The 19,410-nt window shown below is 59.2% G+C and carries 16 protein-coding genes; 7 read left to right on the plus strand and 9 right to left on the minus strand.

Translation table 11 applies throughout. The features are described from left to right. Window positions 1-10: 10 nt before the first annotated feature. Window positions 11-1,534 carry a methyl-accepting chemotaxis protein gene (locus ACSSVV_RS09520; RefSeq protein WP_023012119.1) on the minus strand — a complete coding sequence of 508 codons (1,524 nt, stop codon included), beginning with the start codon at window positions 1,532-1,534 and terminating at the stop codon, window positions 11-13. An 11-nt stretch (window positions 1,535-1,545) separates the two neighbouring features. Beyond that, window positions 1,546-2,115 carry an SCO family protein gene (locus ACSSVV_RS09525; protein ID WP_023009437.1) on the minus strand — a complete coding sequence of 190 codons (570 nt, stop codon included), beginning with the start codon at window positions 2,113-2,115 and terminating at the stop codon, window positions 1,546-1,548. Between the two features lie 264 nt (window positions 2,116-2,379). Here ACSSVV_RS09525 and ACSSVV_RS09530 point away from each other — a divergent pair, with 264 nt between their 5' ends. Further along, window positions 2,380-3,834, plus strand: coding sequence for a hypothetical protein (locus tag ACSSVV_RS09530; protein ID WP_036149913.1), 1,455 nt, complete (start codon window positions 2,380-2,382; stop codon window positions 3,832-3,834). Window positions 3,835-3,852: 18 nt separating this feature from the next. Here ACSSVV_RS09530 and ACSSVV_RS09535 read toward each other — a convergent pair whose 3' ends face one another. Beyond that, window positions 3,853-5,304 carry a rhomboid family intramembrane serine protease gene (locus tag ACSSVV_RS09535; RefSeq protein ID WP_454106150.1) on the minus strand — a complete coding sequence of 484 codons (1,452 nt, stop codon included), beginning with the start codon at window positions 5,302-5,304 and terminating at the stop codon, window positions 3,853-3,855. A gap of 225 nt (window positions 5,305-5,529) precedes the next feature. Between ACSSVV_RS09535 and ACSSVV_RS09540 the strand changes: the two genes are divergently transcribed. After that, window positions 5,530-5,970, plus strand: a complete 441-nt coding sequence (locus ACSSVV_RS09540) for an OmpA family protein (RefSeq protein WP_454106151.1) — start codon at window positions 5,530-5,532, stop codon at window positions 5,968-5,970. Window positions 5,971-6,027: 57 nt separating this feature from the next. Here the strand turns inward: ACSSVV_RS09540 and ACSSVV_RS09545 are convergent, their stop codons facing one another. From ACSSVV_RS09545 to ACSSVV_RS09565, 5 genes are all read right to left on the minus strand, one after another. Continuing rightward, entirely contained in the window at window positions 6,028-6,429 is a 402-nt protein-coding gene (locus tag ACSSVV_RS09545) for an MAPEG family protein (protein WP_011787087.1), read from the minus strand. Window position 6,430: 1 nt separating this feature from the next. Then, a complete protein-coding gene (locus tag ACSSVV_RS09550; RefSeq protein WP_011787088.1) occupies window positions 6,431-6,673 on the minus strand; it encodes a GlsB/YeaQ/YmgE family stress response membrane protein in 243 nt (80 codons plus the stop codon). 71 nt (window positions 6,674-6,744) lie between these two features. Further along, window positions 6,745-7,464 (minus strand): lysophospholipid acyltransferase family protein, encoded by a 720-nt coding sequence (locus ACSSVV_RS09555; protein WP_022993254.1) that lies wholly within the window; start codon window positions 7,462-7,464, stop codon window positions 6,745-6,747. Between the two features lie 49 nt (window positions 7,465-7,513). Further along, complete coding sequence (locus ACSSVV_RS09560) at window positions 7,514-8,101, minus strand: class GN sortase (protein WP_023012123.1); 588 nt, start codon at window positions 8,099-8,101, stop codon at window positions 7,514-7,516. Next, entirely contained in the window at window positions 8,098-10,236 is a 2,139-nt protein-coding gene (locus ACSSVV_RS09565) for a marine proteobacterial sortase target protein (RefSeq protein ID WP_222534919.1), read from the minus strand. The genes ACSSVV_RS09560 and ACSSVV_RS09565 overlap by 4 nt, the downstream gene beginning before the upstream one ends. Window positions 10,237-10,425: 189 nt before the next feature. Between ACSSVV_RS09565 and pdsR the strand changes: the two genes are divergently transcribed. From pdsR to ACSSVV_RS09580, 3 genes are read left to right on the plus strand one after another with little or no spacing between them, the layout of a single operon-like run. After that, a complete protein-coding gene (gene pdsR, locus ACSSVV_RS09570; RefSeq protein WP_011787092.1) occupies window positions 10,426-11,127 on the plus strand; it encodes a proteobacterial dedicated sortase system response regulator in 702 nt (233 codons plus the stop codon). A gap of 3 nt (window positions 11,128-11,130) precedes the next feature. Beyond that, entirely contained in the window at window positions 11,131-13,167 is a 2,037-nt protein-coding gene (gene pdsS, locus ACSSVV_RS09575; RefSeq protein ID WP_222534920.1) for a proteobacterial dedicated sortase system histidine kinase, read from the plus strand. Then, complete coding sequence (locus ACSSVV_RS09580; protein WP_014422937.1) at window positions 13,164-14,471, plus strand: DUF3422 family protein; 1,308 nt, start codon at window positions 13,164-13,166, stop codon at window positions 14,469-14,471. The genes pdsS and ACSSVV_RS09580 overlap by 4 nt, the downstream gene beginning before the upstream one ends. A 4-nt stretch (window positions 14,472-14,475) precedes the next feature. Here ACSSVV_RS09580 and ACSSVV_RS09585 read toward each other — a convergent pair whose 3' ends face one another. Beyond that, window positions 14,476-15,255, minus strand: coding sequence for an ATP-binding protein (locus ACSSVV_RS09585; RefSeq protein ID WP_022993259.1), 780 nt, complete (start codon window positions 15,253-15,255; stop codon window positions 14,476-14,478). A 181-nt stretch (window positions 15,256-15,436) separates the two neighbouring features. On the opposite strand from ACSSVV_RS09585, the gene ACSSVV_RS09590 reads away from it, so the two are divergent. Further along, entirely contained in the window at window positions 15,437-18,313 is a 2,877-nt protein-coding gene (locus ACSSVV_RS09590) for a transporter substrate-binding domain-containing diguanylate cyclase (RefSeq protein ID WP_022993260.1), read from the plus strand. 16 nt (window positions 18,314-18,329) lie between these two features. Continuing rightward, a complete protein-coding gene (gene cysK / locus ACSSVV_RS09595) occupies window positions 18,330-19,301 on the plus strand; it encodes a cysteine synthase A (protein ID WP_022993261.1) in 972 nt (323 codons plus the stop codon). Window positions 19,302-19,410 lie beyond the last annotated feature (109 nt).

Genomic DNA, 19,410 nt, shown 5'->3' on the forward strand with positions numbered 1-19,410 from the left:
TGACGGGTTTTCAGGGCAACCGGTAGCGGCTGATCAACTCGTCCACCCGGACCACGCTGTTCTCCAGCTCACCCGCCATGTTCTGCACACTGTCGGCCTCTTTGGCCACCTCAGCGTTACGGGTCGCAACCGCATGAATGTTCTCGTTGATCTGCAACGACGTGGCTGCCTGTTGCTCGCAGGCCGCCGCGATCTGGTTGTTCATACTGCTGACCGAATCAATGGCCTGTTCAATGCGGTTAATAGCCTCCGCGGCTTGCTGAATCGCCCGGTTGGATTCTGTGGAGCGCGTCTGCCCCATTTCCATGGCGGCAGTGGTGGCCTCGGACAGGTTCTTCAACTCATCCACTGTGGCACGAATTTCCTCGGTGAATTCCTGAGTGCGGCGCGACAGAGATCGAACCTCATCGGCGACCACAGCAAATCCGCGGCCATGCTCTCCTGCCCGGGCTGCCTCGATAGCCGCATTCAGCGCCAGCAGATTAGTCTGGTCGGAGATATCGTGAATCGAACCGGTAACCCGCGCGATGGATTCCACCTTGCCTGCCAACTGTTCCACCATTCGGGCACTGTCTTCCAGTGCCTTGTTGGTTGCATCCGTCATGGTTCGGGCACAAGTCATGGCCTGGCTGCCTGCGGAAGCGGAATCCGCCGCATCGCTGGCGGCTTCCGACGCCAGTTGAGCATTGTGCGCCACTTCCTGCACGCTGGCCGACATCTCGTTGGTGGCGGTGGCTACCTGATCAGCCTGCTGTTGCTGCTCATCTACAAATCGACGAGTGCTCTCGCTCGCCCGCAACAGCTGTTCGGAATTCCGACGCAGCTCCAGCGAGAACTCTCGCATTTGCCGGATCAGCTCGCAGGACTTTTCCATCATGTCGTTGAAGGATTTGGCACTGGCGTTACCGTCTGTGGCGGGCAGGCGGCCGGACAGATCATGTTCCCGGTCAAAGTCGCGGACAATGGCCATCATGCGAAATGCCTGATGTCTCTCCTGTTTCATCTGCACCGCAAAGAACACCAGAATGCCGGCCTCAAACACCACAAAGGCGGCGTGAAGGAAGGCGATACCCCAGCTACAGCCATAGTTGAAAATCATCAATGGCATTCCGCCCACCTCAGCTTCTGAAAGCTGCAAAGCGGTCAATAACAGATGGTGGGCGGCAATGGTGACGGCCGCAGCAACAACCGGCACCCAGTCCCGGTAAATGATCACCAGAGCCAGGGCCGAGAAGATGTGGAAATGCATTTCGATACGGCCCATCTGGGCCTGAATCATAATGGCCGAATACAGCATCAGGCAGGCCGCGAACAGAACCGAACTCGCCCGGGTGCCCCGCAGCAGGTAGTAGCCCGCCAGTGCCACCACACCCACCAACACCGAAGCCGCCAGTGCAAAACCATGGGTACCATAACCCCAGGGCACCCACAGCCCCACCACAGGTACATGGGCCAACAGAATAAAGAGCATCTGGCGGTCGGTTACCAGCGCCTGTTCTTTTGCCAGATCGTCAATCGCAATGCTGTTTGCCACGGCTGAAACCCTCAAAATTGCGACAGAAGCCGCTGAATGTCTTGCTCAACCCGGGCCAGATCCAGCGCCGGGGAGCTGTAAAGCAAATGGCGCCGATTATCTGCGGTGACGGCGTAAATCCGTGCACTGTGGTCGAAATCGTACTGATCACCGTTACCCACTTTCGCGGCATATTCGGCAAACCCCATCGCCAGTTCTTGCGCAGCGGCCTGAGATACGGGCCGGACGGCCTGAAAACCCTCGCCCATACTGGCCATAATCCGGTCAAGCTCCTGCTGGCTGTCTCGTTCGGGATCCAGTGTTACAAATACGAAGCGCACCGGTTCGTCGGCCATTCGGTCGTGAAGCTCCTTCAAGTTGACCAGTTGCAGCGGACAGACCGTGCCGCAATGCTGGTAGCCGAAAAACACCAGCCGAATCTCCTCGCTGCCACGCTGATACCCGGGTAACGGAGGTACTTCAATATTAGTTTTGAAGCCGTAGTAATCGCCATCACGGGTGATATGGCCCAGCAACGGTAAAGACACCAACAGACCGATCACCAACAAGATGACACCGGTAATCGCAGAACGTGTTCGCATTGAGTCATCTCCTGAGCAACGGTAAACAGGTTATCGGCTGAAGGAACCATGGGCTTATAAGGTTATTCCGAGATATTCCTTACAGGGTGATGATACGTAGCGAAGGCTCAGGGGTTCACATACATACCCGGCAGATGCGTAGATATAACCATCGTCACTACAACAAGACGGACCGAGACCCAACTGTGAACACAGCGGGTGCGGCAACTGTCGAGTTCTGTCATGATTGGCGGCTGATTTCTGACGGATCAGGAACTGTCTCACGTGAAGCACGATTGTCATTACCATCCGGGTGACCCTGCCAAGTGGCATTGTGGCGAATGCCAGATGCACTATTGCAGCCGTTGCATGCCGGATGCCGATACCCGCCAGCGCCGGGCGCTATGTCCCCGCTGCAGTAAAGCCATGCGTTATCTGGGCGCCGCCACTGAGGTGGTGCCCTTCTGGCAGCGGGTGGGGGCGTTTTTCCGTTACCCCTTCCACACCGATCCGCTGATCGTGATCGCCATCTGCACTTTGGTTCCTGTGGTGGCGCCGGCCAATATTATTGGCCTGATCATCTGGCTCGTGCTGGCCCTGGCTCTGTTCAAGTACACCTATGCGGTGATCAACCACACCGCGGAAGGCCATCTGAAACCGCCACCCGTGTCGGTGGCGTTTACCGGCAGCGGTTTTGACATTGTGGTGCTGCAACTGCTGGTGTTTGTGCTGATGGGCGGTTTGGTAGGCGCCGCCGCCATGCTGGGCGGGCCGATACTGATGATGCTGGCCGTGGCGTTTGTGGTACTGGCACTGCCGGCCAGCATCATGGTGCTTGCCATGGAACGCTCTGTGGGCGCTGCTGTAAACCCCATGAACCTGGCGGTGCTGATCTCACGCATCGGCACGCCCTACTTCCTGCTTTACGGGTACCTGATTCTGCTCACCCTGGCTTCCGGCGCGGCGCAGGATTTTGCCGTGAACCATTTCCCCATGTGGGTGGCCCAACCCCTGGCCGGTTTCCTGAACAGTACCTTTACCCTGATCCTGTTTCACATGCTGGGCTACCTGCTGTTCCAGTATCAGGAAGAACTCGGTTTTGCCTCAGACCTTCAGGACGAGATTTCGGAAACCGACCAACACCAGCGGGATCGCAGCAGCCGGTTTGATGCCGATCTGGATATGAACCTGAAGGATGGCAACTACGACCGTGTGCAGAGCATGCTCAAGGAAGCCCTCAAACGGGACCGGACCAACCCTGCCCGCATCGGCCAGCTTTACCAGCTGCTGACCGCCCGCAATGATGCCGAAGAGCTGTACCGCTACCACCCCAGGATTATGGCCTGGCTGGCCCAACGGCATGATGGAGACGGGCTGAATCAACTGTTACAGACGCTGCAAATGGTGGAGCCGAAGTTCCAGCTGGACGACCCGGAACTGGCGGTGCAGTGTGCCGGCACCCTGTACCATCGGGGCCATCACAAAGCGGCCATCCGTTTACTGCAGGATTTCCACAAACGCTTCCCGGACAGCGAGCAGCTGGCACCCGCCTATCTGATTGTGGCCCAGGCCCTGGCCAATGGCCTGCAGCAATGGGAAAAAGCCAGTGCTTTCCTGTCGTTCATCAAGAAGCGCTGCGTGAACCATCCGGCCCACGAGCATATTGATGTCTGGCTGGAACAGGCGGCGAACCAACAACCGTTGAAAGGGCCAAAAGCGAGCTTTCAGGTTTCAGACTGAGGGCGTGCCTGCCACGCCTCAGCCGTGAACCTGCAACAGCTGCCGGTAATGGCGCGCTTTCGGCTCCATCTGCAGTTTCTCGAACTCCGCCACCAGTAGCCGGCAGGCTTCATTCACCATGTCCGGTTCGGCCTTGGCTCGCATGCGTTCAAACGCCTTCTCTGCGGCTTTGAAATCATGGCGTTTCAGGCTGGCGAACAGCACACGATTGTGCGCCTCCGGTGCCAACGGATGATAGGCCTCGCCCTTGCTCAGATACTCCTGCCAGACATCCACCATCTGTTCCGGCTGCCGCCGGGCGATGGCATCGGCCATCATTTCTTCGGCACGCATCCGGTAGCTGTCCAGGTCCGGCCTTAATTTAGCCAGTTGATACAGGTGCTCGAGCAGCACGGGCCGTTCCGGATAACGCTCCCGCAACGCCTCGAACTGGCGCCGGGCCAGATCGAACTCCATACGGCCAAGGCTGGCCATGGCCTGGCCATAGGCCTTGGTGAACTGTTCGTCCTGTTCTTCCTGCTCCGGTTCGAAGAACTCTTCTTTCACCTGCAGCCAGCTCTGGCCCAGCAGCCAAACCAACCCTGCACCGGCCGCCAGGCCACCGGCATGGGCCATATAGGCAATACCGGTGGCACCGGCAAACCAGTAGTCATAGATTTCCTTGCCCAGCCAGACCGGCAGCATGGCGATGGCCGGTGCCCGGAAATAGTTGAAGTAAACGCCCAGGAAGTAGAAGAAGCGAATGCGCTGCAGCCCGTAAATAGCCACATACATGCCCATCAACCCGGAAATGGAGCCGGACGCGCCCACCAGAGGTACCTGACTACCCATGGAAAAGGCGGTAAATACCAGGCCGGACAAGGCACCGCAGACAAGATAAGCCACCAGAAAGCGCCCCGGGCCCAGCGCTTTTTCCACGGTAAAACCCAGCAGGAACAGGAACAGCAGGTTACCAATAATGTGGCCCCAGCCGCCGTGCAGGAACTGGTAGGTAATGAGCGTGTACAGCGAGAGCTCTGCCGGCACCAGTCCCAACTGATAGGCACTCATCCGGCTGATCCACTGTTGCTCGATCGCCGAGCGCTGCTCCAGCCAAAGGTTGCGCTGTGCCGGGGCCCAGATCAGATCCCGGTTCTGCTGCAGATACTGGTAAAACTCACGATCCAGCAGCAACGTCACTGCCTGCCAGAGTGCTTCCTCATTTTCCTGAAGTTGCTGGAATTCCTGCAACTCCAGAACCCGCTGCTGGCTGCCTTCGAACTGGATTTCCCGCTGCAGGTAATCCTCGTAGGCGGGAGCCTCCAGGGCCAGCAGATCGCTCTCCAGATAGTCTTCCAGTGCGGCTTCGAACTTGCGGTCGTCTCCGCCCTGGTAGAACAGAAAGACCAGCAGGCAGGCCATGATCAGGCCCAGGGTTACCCAGGGTGGGCGTTTCCAGTTTACGGCATTCTCGGCAGGAATAATCAGCATGGGCGGTCACAATTCATCATAATCTGTCCCTGAAAAGCTGCTTTTTACCACAGCGGGGCCTTCTTTTCCCGGTGTAATCACACAGTCACACAAATGCCATTCAATCGGTAGCTATAGAACCCGGGCGGCTATCGACCATTCGCCAATTGCCGTTATGGCCTCTGACATCAATAGTGAAGGGGACATAACAAAAAACGCCGGGCACTCGACTCGAGGAAGCAGCAAATGACCGTACTTGTTCTGGACAACCCCGATATGCTGGCCAAGGCCGCCCTGGCCTTCGCGGGCACTAACGGGCAACTGTCGGCCGACGCCGACCGCCCCCACCGTACCCGATTCCACTACGGTTTCAACAAACACACTCTGGATGCCCCGGATATCGATATGCTCAAGCGGCACGCCGCTTATATCAAAGGGCACCCCGGCATGCAGGTTCGCATCCACGGCCACGCCGACAACTTTGGCTCTGCCGAATACAACCGGTTTCTGGCCCGGCTCAGGGCCAACGCCGTGGCCCGGCTACTGATTCAGGAAGGCGTGTCGCAATCGTCCATCCTGCTTGCCACCTGGGGCTCGGATCGCCCGCTGACCAGGCCGGAGGACCACGCCGCCAACCGGCGTGTGGAACTGGAATACCTGAGCCTGGACGTCGCCCGGGCGCTGTAATCGACAGAAACACAAACGGGGCCCCAAGGCCCCGTTCTTCAATGGCTGGACACTGTTTCAGCCATATACCTGCCAGACGTTCCAGAACAGCAACAGTGCCGCAACCAGAATCGCCAGCCAGGTTAGCAGGATACCAATCATGCGTGCCCAATGAGGCCCGCCCTTGCCGTTGATCATTCCCCAGGCATGGAGAATGCGGCCGACCACCAACGCCATCCCGGTCCAGTAGATCAGCGAACCGGAAACGCCATTGAGCTCCGCAATGGCGAGCATGATCAAACCCAGCGGTGCGTATTCCACAAGATTGGCGTGGGCCCGCACGGCAGCTTCGAACTCCGGATCCTCATTGACGCCCAGACCCTTGCGGTATTTCAGCCGGTACTTGACCACCTGAGCCGACAGCACCAGCAACAGCAGGCCAGTGACAGCCGCAAAAACAGCAGTGACAGGTACGATCATGTCAGCCCTTCTTGATCTTGTTGACGATGGCCAGCAGCAGCACGGCCCCGACTGTTGCGGTAACCAGGCGACCAATGGCACCGTGGGCCGACAGCTGCAACAGGCCAAACAGGAAGCCGCCAATAAACGAGCCGACAATCCCGATACCAATGTTGGCCAACACGCCAAAGCCCTTGCCCTTCATGATCAGTCCGGCCAGCCAGCCGGCCAGACCACCAATGATCAGAAACCAGATCAGGTTCATTATGTCACTCCCCAGATGTCCAGAATCAGCGTCAGTTTCGTCCGAAAGACTGCCCTGTTTTCACTGGCTGTTCAAGCAGTTCCGTGGGTAAGTGCGAGGTCAGCAATGGCCTCTTCCATCTGTTGGCGACAACGGTGCATCAATTCGGGAATGTCTTCGCTGGTCATGCCCTGTGTTTCGACTGGCGGGAGAATCCGCAAAGGCACAGGCTCCCGTCGTCCGGTCCAGCCTCTGGATTTGCCATGGTATTCGCCCGCACACACCATGGTGATGGGTGCGCCAGCGGCAACGGCCATGTGAAATGCCCCTTTCTTGAAGCTACCCAGGCCACGGCCACGGCTGCGGGTTCCCTCCGGAAATACCCAGATGCTCTTGCGTTCCCGGTTAATGGCGTCGCTGGTGGCCTGCATGGTGGCCACAGCTTTCGCCGCACGGCCGCGATTCAGGATGATGTTGCCTCCCAGCCAGAATACCTGCCCGAAGAATGGCACCCAAACCAGTGAAGATTTACCAACCGCCACCCCACGCGGCGGTAGCAAATCACCCATTACAAACAGATCATCGTTCTGCTGATGATTGGCGATAATCACGGTCGGCCGATCCTTGGGCATGTTTTCAGCGCCGTAGAGGGGGCGCTTCATTCCCAGAATACATCGGCCGACTCTTGCCACGACCCAGCCCAGGATACGGTTGTTGTCAGGATTGAAAGGCCGTAAGAGGTAGAGCAACATCATAACCAGGCATACGACAGGAACACTGAGCCAGGCCAGGATTTTTCGAACTTGTGACATTCTGTTTGATCCGATCCACTGCATTTTGGCGCACAAGTGTACGCCAACATCACAGAGCGGCGACAGTATCAATTTGTTCCATACCGTAAGCCGGCTTTGCCTCCACGACATAACGCAACGTGCCGGAAGCGTCCAGGCTGTCAAACGGGTAACAGGTGATCAATACCAGGGTATCCCGGGCCAGAGACCGTGTATCCAGGGACTCCCGGGAACTGTCCACCACCCGGGTGGCTGTCACCTGATAACGTCGCCACTGCCGGTCCATGCCCTGCAGCCTGACCGCATCGCCCGGTTCCAGATGCTGTAGATGCCGAAAGTGGGTGTCACGGTGGCCCGCGAGCACCACCGGCGCACCGGGGCCTTCACTACCGGGCACCCGCCCCGGACCAAAAGCCAGACTTTCACCATGAACGCCCTCCAGCACGATCATGGACACGCCTTGTTCCGGTATATCCAGCTTCGCCACTGGCCAGGTATCGGCCCAGGGCCAGGGCCTCGCCTCGCTCTGTCGGGCCTGGCTCTCGGCCCAGGCCAACTCCAGCATTTCCTGGGCCACCAGTGCCTTGAACGGAATCCACAAACCAAAGACCAGCAGGGTGGCGGAACAACCCACCAACAATAGCAACGCACGGCTCATAGCGACTGCCTCCGGCTGAGCATGACAATGGCCAGCGAGAACATCAGCCCCACCAGCCCCAGGGCGGTCAGCAACGGACCGAAGGTGGCAGTTTGCGGGTAACGCAGCATTCCGGGCTGGCTGCCTGCCGGCAGCAAGGTGGGCACGGCCTCCTGATTGAGGGATTCCCCCTCTGGTCGGGATACACGCTCCTCGATGGCAACGAAACTGGTGAACGGCGACATCACACCGTGGCTCAGTGATAACTCGACGATGGCCGCTTCATCGGGCTCAGTGCCCGCCAGGCGCGCGCTGTCCATCACTGCATCGATGCGCCCCCGGGCCCACTGTCGGTCCAGGCCCTTGCCCGGCGCAGCACTGGCAAGATCCAGGCTGGTGCGCCACGACCGGCCACCGGGTAAACGACCGGAGACCGTCAGTTCTCCTTCAGCCGGTGCGCCACGAACCACCTGCAGCAGAGGCTGGCCATGGAAGAGATCCCCCGGCTTGGCCGGCACAGGTTGCGCGGCGTTGCCCGGCCATTGCACTTCGACATCGGTCATCACCGGCGCTTCCATGGCGGCAAACAGTTTGCCCAGGGCTTTATCCACTTCCGCTGCGCTGTTTACGGCGGTGTACTGGCCCCGGCCCCAGCGCGCGGCTTCCCGGAGAAAATGCATATTTGGAGCAGAACCAATGGCGACGGTAAACAGCCGACGGTTTCCAAGCCCGGTGCGGATCTGATCGAACAGGGCCGATTCATTTCCGACGGCCCCGTCCGTCATGAACACCATCTGCTGCACATGGCCGGACGACTCCGAGCCGTCCATTCCCATCGCCAGTGACAGCGCACCGGCCATTTCTGTGCCACCGTCGGCAGTCAGATCCTGCACGTAATCCCGCGCCCGGGCCAGATAGTGGCCATTGGCAGGCACAGGTTGCGTATAAAGGGCATGGGCCTGGCTGTTGAACTGGATAACATTGAAACGGTCACCGGGGCGCAGGGTGTCGAGCCCCCTCAACAAAGCCGAGCGGGCCTGGCGGATAGACTCCCCGGCCATGGAGCCGGAGGTGTCGATAACGAACAGCAGCTCTCGGCGAAGAACCTGACCGGTGGTCGCCGGCGGCATGACCATGGCCATCAGAAAATCCTCGCCTTGCCATTGCTGACGGAACAACGCGGCCGTCGGCGCCTGGTTGTCAGCGGGCCGCCAGCGCACAATTACATCCCGGTCCATCAGGATTTGCCCTTGTTCCGGCGATACTGTTGCACGACTACCCTCCAGCTCGACCTGCAGGGGGTGGCTGGGGCTGGTCACCTCATTAACAGGCAATCCGGCTTCGATATCCAACTGAATGGTTGCGCGGTGACTGCCGGGGTTTACGTCATCCGGAAGCACCGTGAACGGACTGATTTCATCGGCATCGGCTACTTGCGTTGTGGGTAATGACCAGCCGGATTGCCATGCACTGGCGGGCGTGGCAACAGGGGCGCCCGGCATGTATCGGGGGGTAAGCGTGGTAGGCAAACGCAACTCGAATTCGCCATGACGATAATTTACCGGTTGCTGATATTGCACTTCCACGGTCACTTCCTCGCCCGGTGCGATGTTGGCAATCCGGCTGGTGAACAGGTTAGGCCGGTTCTGCTCCACGGTCGCCGCTTTCTGGCCAGCCTGCTTTGCCTTTTCATAGTTCTTGCGGGCCTGGGCCCGGGGTTGTAGCTGGCCCACAATCCGCCGCTCGCCAACGGTCATGGTGAGGCCATAGACACTGGCCTGCTCCGGTAACGGGAATACAAACAGGCCTTCCTGCCAGACATCGCTGGTGTTGCGAAAGGTACGGGTCAGGTGCGTCTGCGCCAGCAACCCGGTCACCTGCACGTCAAACCGGCTGTCCAGAACCAGGGCCGGTTCCTGCCATGCACTTTTGCGATCAACCAGATACAGCTGCCCGGGCTGCTCGGATTCCATGGCGCGGGCCTCGGCATACAACGGATGCACAAACAACATCAGCACCATGGCCAGCCAGAGGCTGATGCCCTCGGCGCAGCGGATCATGTTTCGTCTGGCGCGGGTCGACAGCAACGGTTTTAAGGAGGGATGGTGACATTCCGGCCGAACGACCGGGTTAGCAAGGAGCGATAGCAGCATCATTGGATTTTCCTTGTCTTGATGGTGATGCCACTATTTCAGCTCAGCCACGGGGCAACCCGATGGCAGAAACAGGCAGGCCGACGATGAAAAATGATGAATTATGGCAATGGCTTCTACATCGCTTGTGTGCCATGGTCAGCGTGATTTAATGGCACTGCGATTTCGTCAACAAGGCAGACTGAACCGACCATGAAGAAGCACATCGTCCTGATTGAGGATGAAGCCGGCATCCGCGACAACTATCGCGCGGCCTTCGAACGCCGGGGTTACCGGGTATCCACCTATGGCGACCGGCCGGCGGCCTGGCAGGTGCTGCGCCAAAGCCTGCCAGATCTGGCCATTATCGATGTCGGGCTGGGCGAGGAAGCCGAGGGGGGCTTTACCTTGTGTCAGGATCTGCGCAGCCTGTCCGCCACCCTGCCGATTATTTTCCTGACGGCACGCGACAGCGACATCGACTCCGTACACGGCCTTAGGCTGGGCGCCGACGATTACGTCACCAAAGACATGAGTCTGGAACACTTGCTGGCACGCATCACCGCCCTGCTCCGACGCGCGGAAGCCTGGGCCGAAGCGCTGCAGAAACCCGATGACATCCTCACGCGGGGCAAGCTGACCCTGAATGTGGACCGGATGACGGTGGCCTGGCAGGGCCAGCCTGTGGACCTGACCGTAACTGAATTCTGGATGTTGCATGCCCTGGTTCAGCACCCGGGCCATGTACGCAGCCGCGAGCAGCTGATGGAAGCCGCCAGCACCGTGCTCGATGACAATACCGTGACGTCCCACATCAAGCGCATCCGTCGCAAATTCAGCCAGCTCGATGACCAGTTCGACGGCATTCAGACCGCCTATGGCATGGGCTACCGCTGGAATGCCCGTGAGGTCTGAGTCTTGAGCCTGAAACGGCAGTTGCTGCTGGCCAGTTTGCTGATGCTGCTGGTTCCCTGGGCAGGGCTACGCTTTGTGCTGGAACTGGACAGTGCCCTGCGCCAACAGGCCCTGCAGCAGCTTCAGGCCCAGGGCGCCCGTCTGGCAGACGTGGCCGGCGACCGGCTGCTGGATACCCCGGTCGCCACCGACCAGGGCGCCATCTACGCAGGCAGCACCGACCAGGCCATCACCATTGATGGCTATGGCCATGAGTGGCCCGGATTCGACGAGGGTGACCAGCCTGCCCCCTGGCAAACCGCCGGCACAACGTCCCCGTTACGCTGGCAGGCCAGTCACGATGACCAGTTCCTGTATTTGCTGATCCAGCGACTGGATCAGGGCCTGGCGCTCTATAATCCCGCCCGACCAGACCAGGCCCATGAACGCCTCGAATTATGGCTTCAGGCCCCGGCCCGGGAACTGGGCACCCACAACCAGGGGCAACGCTGGTTTATCCGTGCGGTGGCCCCTGGTGACGTACCGGTGTACCGGGCTGAGCCGGCACAAGCCAGAGATCACCGGCTACAGGCCAGTTGGCAGGACAAAGGCGCAAGCTGGGAACTGGAACTTAAACTCCCCTTGCCATCACCAGGCAGCAGGCTTGGCTTTCAGGCCACCAGGGAAGGTCAGCCAAACAACAACACGGGCACAACACTGGCGCCACCACCGCTGCTGGTGCAACAGGACAACCGTCTGGAGCACCTGCTGAAGAGTCAGATCAGCCCCGGACAGCAGGCCACAGTACTGGAACCGGGGTCCTGGATACTGGCCCACAGTCGGGTCGCTGCGCCAGCCTCAGCCTCGGTGTTTGATGACTTGTCCCCCGGGCAGATTCTGGAACAGATCAGCCTCAACGCACTGAGTGGGCTGATTCGCCTGTATCAGCCGGAACCGATGCACTTGCCGAAGGAAAACAATCGGCTGGAGATGACGCGGTTGCCCGACAACGGTCTGGTTCGACACGACGATGGCTCGGTCTGGCTGGCCACGCGGCATGAGTTGTTCGGCGGCCGAATCCTGTTACTGGAGCAGTCCCTGGATCAGTTACTGACCCTGTCCGGTTCAACCCTGGGGAGCGTTCTGGCCCGGAGCCTGTTGATCATTCTGGCATTGATGCTGGTGCTGCTGGGTTATGCCAGCTGGCTCTCCTGGCGCATTACGCGGCTGCAGGCACTGGTTGAGGCCAGTGTCGATGACGATGGTCGCATTCTGGCCGCCATTCCCTCACCCCGAAGCCGGGACGAACTCGGGCAACTGCAGCAGCACTTTTCCCAGATGGTAGCCCGCCTGCAAAACTACAATCAGTATCTGGAGAGCTTTTCCAGACGCCTCTCCCACGAGCTGAAAACCCCGGTCGCGGTGGTGCGTTCTTCCCTTGAGAACCTGGCCCAGGGAGTCGCCGAGAACGAACGGCAGCAATACCTGGAGCGTGCAGCTACCGCCACCGAGCGCCTGCGACGTATCCTGCACAGCATGAGCGAAGCCGCCCGGCTGGAGCAGAGCTTTGAGGACACCGAAAAAGAGCCGTTCGATCTGGCCCGGGTGCTGGCCGAAGCCACCTCCGCGTACCAACAGTTGGATACCGGGCATCGAATCGTTTATTCAGGCCCTACTTCTGATTGTGTGATGAACGGCTCGCCGGAAATGCTGGTGCAGATGCTCGACAAGCTGGTGGACAACGCCCGGGATTTCACGCCAGAAGGCGGCGGCATTGATGTTTGCCTGCACATTCACGATGGCCATTACCTGATCGAGGTGTTTAACGAAGGCTCCCGACTGCCTGACCATGACGGCGTCGATATTTTCGGTGCGTTCGTCTCGCAACGCAGCGGCGCCCACGACGGGCATCTTGGCCAGGGCTTGCTGATCGTGCGACTGATTGCCGACTACCATGGTGGCCGGGTAGAGGCCAGAAACCAGCACCAGAGTGGCATTGACGGGGTCTGCTTCCGGGTTATCATCCCCGCTAACGAGGCCAAAGCAAGGACATTACCGTGAGTGCCGACACCAGCAGTCTGGATTTTCACCCGCTCCGGGCGGATCTGTACCAGGAACTGCATTCCCGACCGTTCCAGATTATTCCGCCCCATGCCCGGGTCACTCAGATTGCGGTGATCACCACACCGGAACAGCGAACCCGGCAGTTTGAACATCTCCAGAAACTGCACCGGCTGCTGGGTGAACCCTGGCCGGAACACGAGGTAAGCTGCTACGAACAGAGCTTCGGCAAGCTTCGGATCCGGCGTGAAGTGCATATGGAGTTTACCTCCTACACCTTCATCAATCTGGCCGATTCAGACGCGGATCCGTTTGCGGAAACCGGCTTGAGCCTGTTGCCGGACGGCTGGCTGGCGCAGCTGGAGGGTACCGTGGTGGGGGCCTTTCACGTTGAGGTGCGCGCCTCCTCAGAGGACGCACGCAGCGAGCTGGCCTTTATGCGCAAACATTTTGAAGGTATGCGCCTGGTGGGTAGCAGCCCGCAGGAAGGGGCAGCCCGGGTTCTCGGCTCATTCCAGTTGCACAGCGACAATTTCGGGCGGTTCATGGTGCTGAACCACCATATGTCCAACAGCCAGCTTGGTCGTCTGGTTCAGCGTTTGATGGAGATCGAGACCTATCGCCTGATGTCGTTGCTGGCCTTACCCGTGGCCCGGGAAATCACCCCTTCCCTGAACGACATGGACCAGCAGCTTGCCCGCATCACCCAGTCTCTGGCGGACAACGAGAGCCTGGATGAACAGCAGATTCTGGCCGAACTGACCAACATCGCAGCCCGAATCGAAGCCTACCGTGCCCATACCACCTTCCGGTTCTCGGCGACCCGGGCCTATCACCGGCTGGTGCTGACCCGGCTGGAGGAACTACGGGAAGACGAAGTCTCCGGCCACCTGACCATCACTGAATTCATGACCCGGCGCCTGACCCCGGCGGTAAAAACCTGCGAAGCCGTCAACGAACGCCTGGAAGATCTGTCACGCCGGGTCGACCGGGCCTCTGAAATGATGCGCACCCGGGTTGAGCTGGCCATCCAGAGCCAGAACCAGCAACTGCTCAGTTCCATGGACCGCCGTTCCCGCATCCAGCTGATGATGCAGCATACCGTGGAAGGCTTCTCTGTGGTGGCCATCTCCTATTACCTGATTGGCCTGTTGAAACTTGGGCTGGACGCCCTGAAGGGTACCGGGCTACCGATCAACGAATCACTGGTGACAGCCCTGGCCATACCGGTGGTGATGGTGCTGGTGTTCATCGGCATCCGCATCATCCACCATCGTTTCATCCGCATGGCACGCCGGCAGTAGCGGTTCAGCAGAAGCGCGGATCCCCGGCGAACTGGCGATAGAACTGCTGGGCAGTGCGGCCATTGCGCACGCCCTTGCCGGTGGCAAAGCGCACCGCCTCCAGGTGCAGAGCTTCACGGTCCTGTACCTGGGGAAACAGCAGATCCACCGCCTGCAGATAGACATCCTGCGAAAACGGGTAGAACGACAACTGAAGACCGAACCTGTCGGCCAGCGACACCTGCTCCTCAATAGCCTCGGCCGGATGCAGTTCGCCATCCCGGACTTCGCTTTTGAGGTTGTCGCTCATGAACTCCGGCATCAAGTGGCGCCGATTAGACGTGGCATACACCCGCACATTCTCCGGCGGCAGCTCCAGTGAGCCTTCCAGCACGCTTTTCAGTGCCTTGTACCCGGATTCCCCCACATCGAACGACAGGTCGTCACAATAGATCACAAACCGGAACGGCAGATCGCAGATGTCGTCGACAATTTCAGGCAGATTGACCAGGTCGTCCTTGTCCACCTCGATCATGCGCAAGCCCTGATCGCAATAGCGGTTCAGAAGGGCCTTGATCAGCGAAGATTTGCCCGTCCCCCGCGATCCCCAGAGCAGCGCATTATTGGAGGGCTTACCCGCCAGAAAACGTTCGGTGTTCCTTGCCAACGCCTGCTTCTGGTGGTCGATGCCGGTCAGCGCCGGCCACTGCACCGGGTCCAGCCGGCGAATGGCCCGCAAGCCTGAACGATGCCTCCGCCAGACGGCGGCTGGTGTGTGTTGCCAATCAAACGCCTGTTCTGCCATGGGCTGCGGTTCCTCGTTGAAGATTTCACAAAGTCTGTATGAATTCTGGCCAGCTATGGCTGTCAGAGGTTACGATTTGCAACTACACTGTAGCGGTAAGCAACATAGAAGGTTCATTTTGACATTCCCCACGTTTTCAACGCTACAGCGCCCGATCTTAGTCGTCTCCCGGCTATCTTTCATGGCTCTGCTATTGTCGTTGGTTGTTGCCGGGCTCGCCCAGGCAGAGTCCCCTGAGGACAGGCCTCCGGTGATTACCATCGGCGTAGTCGCCGACAACGAGCCATACACTTTTTTCGAAGGGCGCACTCCAACGGGATTTTCCATTGACGTCCTGCGAGAAGTCGCTCGTAACGCCAACCTGACCTTCGATTTCCGGGCCGGCAGCTGGCCAGACATTTACGCGGCATTCCTGCGGGGCGATCTGGACGCCATTGATGGTATTTCCTGGCGCCCGGAGCGGGCTGAAAAGATCCTGTTTACCGAACCCTACCATTTTCGCGAAGTCTACCTGATGCGCGACAGCGCTCGTTACCTGCCCCCAATCCAGAAACTGAAGGACCTGGCAGGCCTGAAAATCGGGGTGGTGGAGAACATATACTACCTGGATCGGCTGCAGGAAGAAGACCTCACCATAGAGACCTACGACACCCTGCCCAGCCTGGTGCGGGCCCTGGCCTTTGGCTGGGTGGATGTAGCCGTTGGCCCACGCCTGACCATGGAGTACCTGGCCAACCAGGCCGGCTTCCGTTTTCTGGAGATGGCCGGGCCCGCACCTCTGAACCAGTTATCGCGGGAAGACTTTCGAATTGGCGTCAGAGTTGGCGACCGGCTACTCCTCGACCGCTTACAGGCCGGGCTGGATGCCATTCCGACAAACCGTCTGAGTAATCTGCGCGAACGCTGGCAGGAGTTCGGTGGCTATTCTTCAGAACAATCCGCCAGGCTGCCTTTAAGTTCCGAACAACTACGGTTCCTGGCCAGCCTCGGGCCGGTTCGAGTTGGTTTCATGGACGATTATGCTCCGTTCAGCTTTACCGATGGCGGCCGAACCCTGGGACTGAGCGTGGACGTTATGGATCGTCTGGCCGACCTTACCGGCCTGCAGATCATTCCGGTACGCGGCCAGTGGGACGAGCTGATTCCAATGCTGCAGAACGGCGATATCGATATCATGGCAAACATGTCCTATCGCCCGGAACGGGAAGCCTTTGCCCGTTTCACCGAGCCCTATCACACTATCCCCAATGTCATATTTACCCGCAGTGACAGCCTGAACTACACCCGGCTGGAAGACCTGAGAAACTACCGCCTGGCCATCGGTGCCGGCATCTATTACGAAGAGGCCGTCAAAGAGATTCTGGGCACAAAAAATCTGCTCACCTTCAGCACCCAGGAGCCTATGTTCCACGCCTTGGCGAAGGGCGACGTGGATGTAGTGATCAATGCCCTGCATTCGGGCAATTACTGGATACATGAACTTGGCATCAGCGGCGTGCGTATTGCCGGCGAACTGGTACTTCCCGGTTTTACCGGAGAGGATCTGCGCTTCGGCATCCGACCGACCCTGTCGCCCCTGGCGGATATCCTGAATCAGGCTCTGGCGTCGATCTCACCCACCGAGCAGAGAACCATCGAAACCCGCTGGCTCGGCGCCACGGCCCGCCGGGCTGACCAGTCAGGTGGCCGAATTGAGTGGAATGAAACGGAAGCCGACTGGCTGCAACAGCATAATCGCAGAGTCCGTATTTGTGTCGATCCAGACTGGAGCCCGCTGGAAGCCGTCGAGAATGGCCAGCATGTTGGACTCTCAGCCCAGGTACTGGAGCTGTTCCGGGAACGGGGTGACCTCAATTTCCAACTGGTGCCAACCGACAGCTGGCGGGAATCCATTGACGCCGCCCGCGACCGCCGCTGTGACATGTTCCCTATGGCTATGGAAACCCCGGAACGCACCAGCTATATGAGCTTCACCACACCCTACCTTGAAGTGCCTAATGTCATCATGGGGCGCATTGAGGCACCGTTTATCGAACGGCTGAGTGATATGGGCGACAGGCCCGTTGGCGTGGTCGACGGCTACGCGTTTGCCGAGCTCCTCAAGCAACGTTACCCCTCGCTGCAGCTCGTTCCGGTTGGCTCCGAGCAAGAAGGGTTACGGCAGTTGCAAAACGGCAAACTGGCCGGCTACATCACCACGCTGGCGACCGCCAGTTATTACATGCAGTCACTCGGCCTGGCCGACCTGAAAGTGATCGGCCGGGTTCCTGCCGACTGGTCTCTGGCCATTGCTACTCGAAATGACGAGCCTATACTGCACAACATCATGCAGCGGCTGGTTTCCAGCCTCACTCGAGAGGAGAGGGAAAACCTGGAGAGTACCTGGCGTAATCTCCGGATTGAGGAACGGGTTGATTACACCCGTTTCTGGCAGATTCTGATTGCCGGCCTTGTGATAACGGCTCTGCTGGTGTACTGGAATCGCAAGCTCGGCCGCCTGAACCGGGAGCTGGCCGAGGCCAACGAAGCATTATCACGGCTGAGCGTAACCGACAATCTCACTCAACTGGGTAATCGCAGCTATTTCGACCGCGAGTTTCCCCGCAGCTTCCAGTGGTGCCAGCGCCATAAAACCGGATTCGCGGTGGCCATGGTGGATGCCGACCACTTCAAGAAAATCAACGACACCTGGGGCCATGAAGCCGGTGACCAGTGCCTTCAGGCACTGGCTGATGTGATGCGGGAGCACTTCCGCCGGGAAACCGACCGGTTGTCGCGTTTTGGTGGTGAGGAATTCATAATTTTCACCAGTTACGAAGACGCATCCGATATCATGGACCGACTGGAACGTTTCCGGACAGCGGTTGCCAACCGGCAGTGCGATACCTGCCAGGGTAGCCCGATCGAGCTGACGGTCAGTATTGGCCTCGCCTATGGCGTGCCCGAGCCGACCGGCTCACCGGCAGAGTATCTGAGGCAGGCCGATCAGGCGCTCTACGCCGCCAAGGGCAATGGTCGAAACCGCCTGGAAGCAAGACAGACCGGACGCAAGACATAAGGAACAGGAGCAGAACATGGCACGTATCTATAACGACAATTCCCTTTCCATCGGCAACACACCGCTGGTGAAGCTGAACCGGGTAAACGATGGCGCAACGATCTGGGCCAAGATCGAAGGCCGGAACCCGGCATACTCGGTCAAATGCCGGATTGGTTCCGCCATGATCTGGGATGCCGAAAAACGCGGTACCCTGAAACCCGGCATGACTATTGTCGAGCCCACCAGTGGTAACACTGGCATTGCCCTGGCCTATGTTGCCGCTGCCCGCGGTTACAAGCTGATTCTTACCATGCCGGCCTCCATGAGCCTGGAGCGGCGTAAGGTTCTCAAGGCCCTGGGAGCCGAACTGGTACTCACCGAACCCGCCAAGGGTATGCCGGGCGCCATCGCCAAGGCCGAGGAGATTTTTGCCTCCGACCCGGACAACCACTTCCTGCCGCAGCAATTCCAGAATCCCGCTAACCCGAAGATTCACGAGGACACCACCGGCCCGGAAATCTGGGACGATACCGACGGTGAAGTGGATATCTTTGTTGCCGGCGTTGGTACCGGCGGCACGCTGACCGGCGTATCCCGATACATCAAGCAAACCCGGGGCAAAGCGATTACCACCGTGGCGGTGGAGCCGGCGGATTCACCGGTCATTGCCCAGACACTGCGGGGCGACGAGATTAAACCCTCCCCCCACAAGATTCAGGGTCTCGGGGCCGGCTTTGTACCCAAGAACCTCGACCTTGACCTGGTCGATCAGGTAGAGGCCGTGTCCAACGAGGACGCCATGGCCATGGCCCATCGCCTGATGCGGGAAGAAGGCATTCTGTGCGGCATTTCCTGCGGCGCTGCGGTGGTGGCCGCGATTCGGGTCAGCAAACAGCCGGAACACCAGGGCAAAAACATTGTGGTGGTATTGCCGGATTCGGCCGAGCGTTACCTCTCGTCGGCCCTGTTTGCCGATACCTTTGGCGAGCTTGAGAACCAGCAGTAATTCTCACCGTGCCTGAATCGGGTAGGGTCCGGGGTCACCCCCGGAGCCCTCCCACACCACCGGGCATACGGTTCCGTACCACGGCGGTTCACGAAGAACGGCTAAGCCC

This window comes from Marinobacter sp. MBR-105 (assembly GCF_053628895.1).